This is a genomic window from Proteus sp. G3927, from assembly GCF_963894685.1.
Classification (GTDB): Bacteria; Pseudomonadota; Gammaproteobacteria; order Enterobacterales; family Enterobacteriaceae; genus Proteus; species Proteus mirabilis.
The window spans coordinates 142,745-149,167 of the sequence record NZ_CAWQGX010000011.1; the positions used below are offsets into that span (position 1 = coordinate 142,745).

Annotated in this window: 3 protein-coding genes; 2 read left to right on the forward strand and 1 reads right to left on the reverse strand. The window is 35.3% G+C overall.

The features are described from left to right. Nucleotides 1–3: 3 nt before the first annotated feature. Nucleotides 4–1,002 (forward strand): fimbrial protein, encoded by a 999-nt coding sequence (locus tag AACV00_RS04220; RefSeq protein WP_036918283.1) that lies wholly within the window; start codon nucleotides 4–6, stop codon nucleotides 1,000–1,002. Nucleotides 1,003–1,390: 388 nt separating this feature from the next. Here the strand turns inward: AACV00_RS04220 and hrpA are convergent, their stop codons facing one another. Further along, nucleotides 1,391–5,287 (reverse strand): ATP-dependent RNA helicase HrpA, encoded by a 3,897-nt coding sequence (hrpA, locus tag AACV00_RS04225; protein ID WP_161679987.1) that lies wholly within the window; start codon nucleotides 5,285–5,287, stop codon nucleotides 1,391–1,393. Between the two features lie 221 nt (nucleotides 5,288–5,508). On the opposite strand from hrpA, the gene AACV00_RS04230 reads away from it, so the two are divergent. After that, the gene (locus AACV00_RS04230) at nucleotides 5,509–6,129 is read left to right on the forward strand and encodes an FMN-dependent NADH-azoreductase (RefSeq protein ID WP_109829075.1); all 621 of its coding nucleotides are present in this window, start codon (nucleotides 5,509–5,511) and stop codon (nucleotides 6,127–6,129) included. Nucleotides 6,130–6,423: the final 294 nt, after the last annotated feature.

The window sequence follows — 6,423 nt, forward strand, 5'->3', positions numbered from 1 at the left end:
AAAATGAAATACATTATTATTTTAATTTATTTACTCTCATTCCATTGTTATTCTGATGAATCAAAATTTAGCAACAATTGCGTTTATGACGATATAAAAGACAATGGTTTTATTCCAGTACATAATATTAGATTTAAAGCTAGTGATATTGATTTAGGTGTCGATATTGGCCAACCTATCGCAGAAATGAGTTTTACTGATGCCGCTCTATCTACGTCAATTCTTCATTGTAAAAAGGAAGTTGATCTAAAATTAATCATTAACGCAAGGCATTATAAAGATGATATTTTCAAAACAAATATTCCAGGAGTTGGCTTTAAGATATCATTTAATAAAACACCTTTTAACTTAGTAGGCGATGAGTTTAATGTAACGCCTGAATATGCAAATGTCTGTAACGCTCAAACTAGAAAAGAAGGATATAAAAATATTTATTGTACTGATAGTTGGCCAAGACTATATATTCAATTAATAAAAATAGGTGAAATCGTTCTAGAACCTCTGAGCGACATATTTGTTATAGATGATTTTCTTGTTTATACATTAGATAATAAAAAATTTACTTATAATAATTTGATTATTGAGAAGCCTCAGAATAAAGTTTGCGAACTTAATATTGAACAACCTAATATTGAATTAGCGCCTGTAGAAAAAAACAGTTTAAGCGATTCAATACCCGCTAATGAAACACATTTTTCTATTGGTGTTATTTGTAACCAAGATACATTAGTTTCATTAAAGCTTGATGCACCTGCTATTTATAAAAGTAGAAATACTAATTTATTAACACTTCTAAATAATGGCACCCCTTCTGGGGTAGGTTTATCAATTAAACATAATGATAATAAATATTATTTAGGTAATGTTATTTATAATAGCGTTCATAGAACACCTTCGACGGAATATACTTTTCCTTTTTCAGTAGGTTATGTGAAAATGAGTGAAAACATCTTGCCTGGCAAGGTAACATCACAAATTAATGTAAACTTAGAATATAAATAATTTATTTCCCCTATGAAAAAACATTTAACTCCTATTATCATGTTATTAATATTACTACCTGTGTTTTCTGTAAATGCTTATTATATCTATGAAACTAGCTGTGAATACATAATGGATGATAATAAATCAAAAGAGAACCAAGAAGTTATATTGAAGATATCAAATTGTCCATCAATAATAAAAAACGCTAATAGAATATTGAATATTAAAAAGAACACTGCCATTTCAATAAAAAATAGCGCAATAACATCTTTTATCTTAGACAGTAATAAAGTGGTTTTAGCTGACAATATTAATGATCAATTTACCATTTCAGTACATTATCAATAATAGTAGTATATAAACCCACAATGGCTATAACTCACCATTGTGGGTTTATCTATCAGCTTTAACTTAATGAGATAGACTCAATAGCTTGTAAGATGCGTTTATCAGAGATGGGATAAGGCGTTCCTATCTGTTGAGCAAATAAACTCACTCTTAATTCCTCTATCATCCAACGAATATTTTGTACCTCTTCTTGCTGTTTTTGCTTCTCGGTTAACTTAGCTAACCACTGTTGCCACTGCAAAATGACATTTTCAACTCGGCTCATTTGTGCTCTATCACGGTTAGGATCAATCGCTAATTTCTCCATACGTTTTTCAATGGCACTGAGATAGCGAGGAATATCCGCAAGTCGTTTCCAGCCATGGGATGTGACAAATCCGGGAAAAACTAATTGATTAAGTTGTGCTTTAATATCAGACAATGCAAAAGCAACACTAATATCGACCCGCCCTTTTAAGCGTTTATTTATTGCAAATACCTGAGTTAAAATAGATTCAACTTGTTTAGCAATTTCGACAACAACATCGTTTAATTCAGCACGGACATAATCTTGGAGTTTTTGATATTGCTCTTCTTGCCATATTAATCCCCCATAAGAAGCAATGAGTTTATCAACCCCACAAGCGATACAGTCATCAATCAGATCTAGCACCTTGCCATAAGGATTAAAATAAAGACCTAATTTTGCTTTATTAGGCAATTTTTCATGCAAGTATTTAATGGGGGAAGGAATATTAAGTAGTAATAACCGTCTTATCCCCTGCCACATTGCCGCTTGTTGCTCTGTTTCTGTTTCAAATAGCTTGATACCAACACTATTCTTTTCATCCACTAATGCCGGATAGGCTTTAACTGAATAGCTACCACGCTTTTGTTCGTAGCGTTGTGGCAAGTCACCAAAACTCCAAATATGTAAATCTTGCTGCTCAATACCATCATCTGCTACCGCTGATAATGTTTCTTGAACTTTGTCCTTTAAACGTGCTTTTAACTGATTAAGATCTTTTCCTTCCGCAAGGGTTTTATTGTTGTCACCAACAACTCGAAAAGTCATTTTTAAGTGATCGGCCACTTGCTCAAGTTGCCAACTATCACGTTCGACCGTAACGCCGGTCATTCTACGTAGCTCTTTTTCTAATTTATCGAGTAATTCACCTTCAGGGGTAACCACTCGTTCTAAAAAAGCTGAAGCGTAGTTAGGCGCAGGAACAAAATTACGACGTATAGGTTTAGGTAATGATTTTATTAAGGCAACGACTAATTCATGACGAATACCCGGAATTTGCCAATCAAAACCTTCATCTTTAACCTGATTTAAAATCGGTAATGGAATATGGACAGTGACACCATCTGCTGCTGTACCTGGCTCAAACTGATAAGTTAAGCGTAATTTTAAATTATCTTGATGCCAATAATTTGGATAATCTAATGCACTAACACGTTTAGCATCTTCTTTGATAAGCATGCTTTTTTCAAAGCTCAGCAAATCAGGTGAATTCTTTTGCGCTATTTTCCACCATTTATCAAAATGGCGGGTAGAGATAACATCTTGTGGTATTCGTTGATCGTAGAATGTAAACAGCGTTTCATCATCTACCAAAATATCGCGACGACGTGATTTATGCTCTAACTCTTCAACCTCGGTACGTAATTTTAAATTTTCACGGAAAAAAGCATGTCGAGTTTGCCAATCGCCTTCTACCAACGCATGGCGAATAAATAACTCTCGACATAATAGTGGATCAATTTTGCCATAATTTACTAATCGTGAGGCCACAATAGGTAAACCATATAAGGTGACTTTTTCATTAGCCATTACCGCACCCTGTACTTTTGACCAATGAGGCTCACTATAGTGATATTTAACTAAGTGGGTCGCGATAGGTTCAATCCATTCCGCTTCAATACGTGCAGCAATACGCCCCCATAACCGTGATGTTTCGACTAATTCTGCCACCATGGCCCATTTGGGCGGTTTTTTAAATAACCCAGAGCCGGGATAAATAGCAAAACGCGCATTTCTCGCGCCAGTAAACTCTTGCTTATCGCTATCTTTTTGTCCGATATGTGATAATAGCCCACTTAATAAAGCCACATGAATACTTTTAAAATCGGCCGGTTGGCTATTAATTGGAAAACCTAATTCCTTCACAACTTGGCGTAGTTGCGTATAGACATCTTGCCATTCCCTAACTCGCATAAAGTTTAAAAACTCTTGGCGACAGTGTTTCCGAAACTGAGAGTGACTCAACTCTTTCTGCTGAGTTTTTAAATAGTCCCATAAATTGAGTAACGAAAGAAAATCTGAATCTTTATCTTGGAAACGACGATGTTTTTCATCTGATGCTTGTTGCTTATCCATCGGTCTTTCACGAGGATCTTGAATAGAAAGCGCCGATGTGATCACCATTAATTCTCTAACTGCACCATATTTGCGCGCTTCAAGAACCATTCTCGCTAATCTTGGATCGATAGGAAGCTGAGCTAATTGTTTCCCCATCGGCGTCAAACGATAAGCACCTTTATTATCAGTACCCTCTTGTAAGGCACCCAGCTCTTCTAATAAGCGTACACCATCTTGTATATTGCGTTTATCGGGCGCTTGTACAAAAGGAAATCCGCTAATATCCCCTAATCCTATCGAGGTCATTTGTAAAATAACCGAAGCAAGATTGGTTCTTAGTATTTCAGGATCGGTAAATTGCGCACGGGAAATAAAATCATCTTCAGAATAAAGACGAATACAAATACCATCAGAAACACGACCGCAACGCCCTTTTCTCTGATCCGCAGAAGCTTGAGAGATAGGCTCTATGGGTAAGCGCTGAACTTTGGTTCGATAACTATATCGACTAATACGTGCATAACCCGTATCAATCACATATTTAATGCCCGGTACCGTAAGAGAGGTTTCGGCAACATTGGTTGCTAATATGATGCGTCTTCCGGTATGAGGCTGAAATATCCGGTTTTGCTCACTATTAGAAAGACGAGCAAATAGGGGTAAAACTTCGGTATGACGCAGTTGTAATTTATTTAATGCCTCTGCGGTATCCCTTATCTCACGCTCACCGCTCATAAAAATAAGAATATCACCCGCACTTTCTCGACTTAACTCGTCAATCGCATCAATAATGCCCTCAGTCATATCCTTATCACTATCCAAAGCGTCACCACCAATAGGACGATAGCGCACTTCGACCGGATAAGTTCGGCCAGATACCTCAATAATAGGAGCTTGATTAAAATGCTTAGAAAAACGCTCAGGATCGATAGTGGCAGAAGTAATAATCACTTTTAAATCTGGGCGTTTGGGCAAAAGCTGCTTTAAATAACCAAGAATAAAGTCAATATTTAAGCTACGCTCATGGGCTTCATCGATAATAATAGTATCATATTGTAATAACAGCTTATCTTGTTGTAGTTCAGCTAATAAAATCCCGTCAGTCATTAACTTAACCAGCGTGTTATCACCAACATGATCACTAAAACGAACTTTATAACCGACAGACTCACCTAATGTTGTGTTTAATTCATGAGCAATTCGCTCTGCGACAGAGCGCGCAGCTAAACGTCGAGGCTGCGTATGCCCAATATACCCTTTTACGCCTCGCCCTAATTCGAGACAAATTTTCGGGATCTGAGTTGTTTTACCCGATCCCGTTTCTCCTGCAATAATAACCACTTGGTTATCTTTGATTGCATTGTAGATAGCCTCTTTTTTCTGGCTAACAGGCAAGTTTTCTGGATAAACAATTTTAGGACAGTGAGCTTGTCGATTTAATATACGCTGTTTTGCAACAATAATATCCTGCTCAATCTCGCTTAATACCGCCTGTTTCGACGTTTCTTTACTTATTTTATCAACGCCACGTAAGCGTTTTCTCAATCGTTGCTGATCCCGCAACGAGAGTTGCTCTATCTCTTTGTAGAGCATCGCAGATGATAGTGCCACCTTTTGTTATCCTTTTTGAGGTTTATTTAACCAAATAATATTGTTGCCATGATATCACAACAGCCAATTTGCACATAAAGGGTTGATGAATTTTCTTATTCTATGAATATATATAATCAATAAATTTGAATAGCATATTCAAACGATTATGGTGTGAAATTTTTCAGATAAGATAAAATTTGGTCTATATAAACATAACAGATATTTACCGAGAGAATAAAATGAACAAGCTTCTTGTACTAAAATCCAGTATTTTAGAAAATTACTCGCACAGCAATAAAATGGCTGACTATCTAATAGAAAATTGGCAAAAGCATCACCAAAATGATCTCATTACCCTACGTGATCTGGCAAAAGATCCCATTCCCGTTTTAGATCAAGCCACATTATTTGCTTTTGGCAAAGATACGGCTATGTTATCGGAACAACAAAAAGCCGCTAGAGCACTCTCTGATACATTAATTAATGAATTAAAAACACATGATATTATTGTGATCACGGCGCCTATGTATAATTTCACCATCCCTTCTCAATTAAAACACTATATTGATTTTATTGCGCGTGCAGGCGAAACTTTTAAATATACTGAAACAGGGTCAGTCGGATTACTTGAAGATAAGCAAGTTATTGTATTAACGAGTCGTGGCGGTATCCATAAAGGACAACCCTCTGATTTAATTATTCCATATCTAACACAATTTTTATCATTTATTGGTATTAATAATATACAGTTTATTCTCACCGAGGGTACTGCGCTAGGCGAAGAATATGCCCAGCAGTCACATGCTCAAGCACAAAAAGAAATAGATTTAATAATTAATAAAGAAATAATGATAAAATAAAAATATATCTAATGGCACCTTTAACTAAGGTGCTATTTATTTATAAATATAATTACACAAAAAAAACCTCTGTTTTTTTTAAAAAAAAACTCAACAGATAAATACTTCACTGTTTACCTATACTTTGATATTTAAATCTAACTTACCCACCATATAAAGTATCTATTTCTAATTATTTAATAAATAAATATTTATTATAATTACATATAACTTGTCAAGATTCACGTAAATAAATATTATTATCTCGCTCTTAATTATGAGCAAATTTGTAACTACAATTAATACTTAAATGGA

Coding starts and splice junctions, on each gene's coding strand:
- AACV00_RS04230 (WP_109829075.1), top strand. CDS start 5,509: ATGAACAAGCTTCTTGTACTAAAATCCAGTATTTTAGAAAATTACTCG.
- AACV00_RS04220 (WP_036918283.1), top strand. CDS start 4: ATGAAATACATTATTATTTTAATTTATTTACTCTCATTCCATTGTTAT.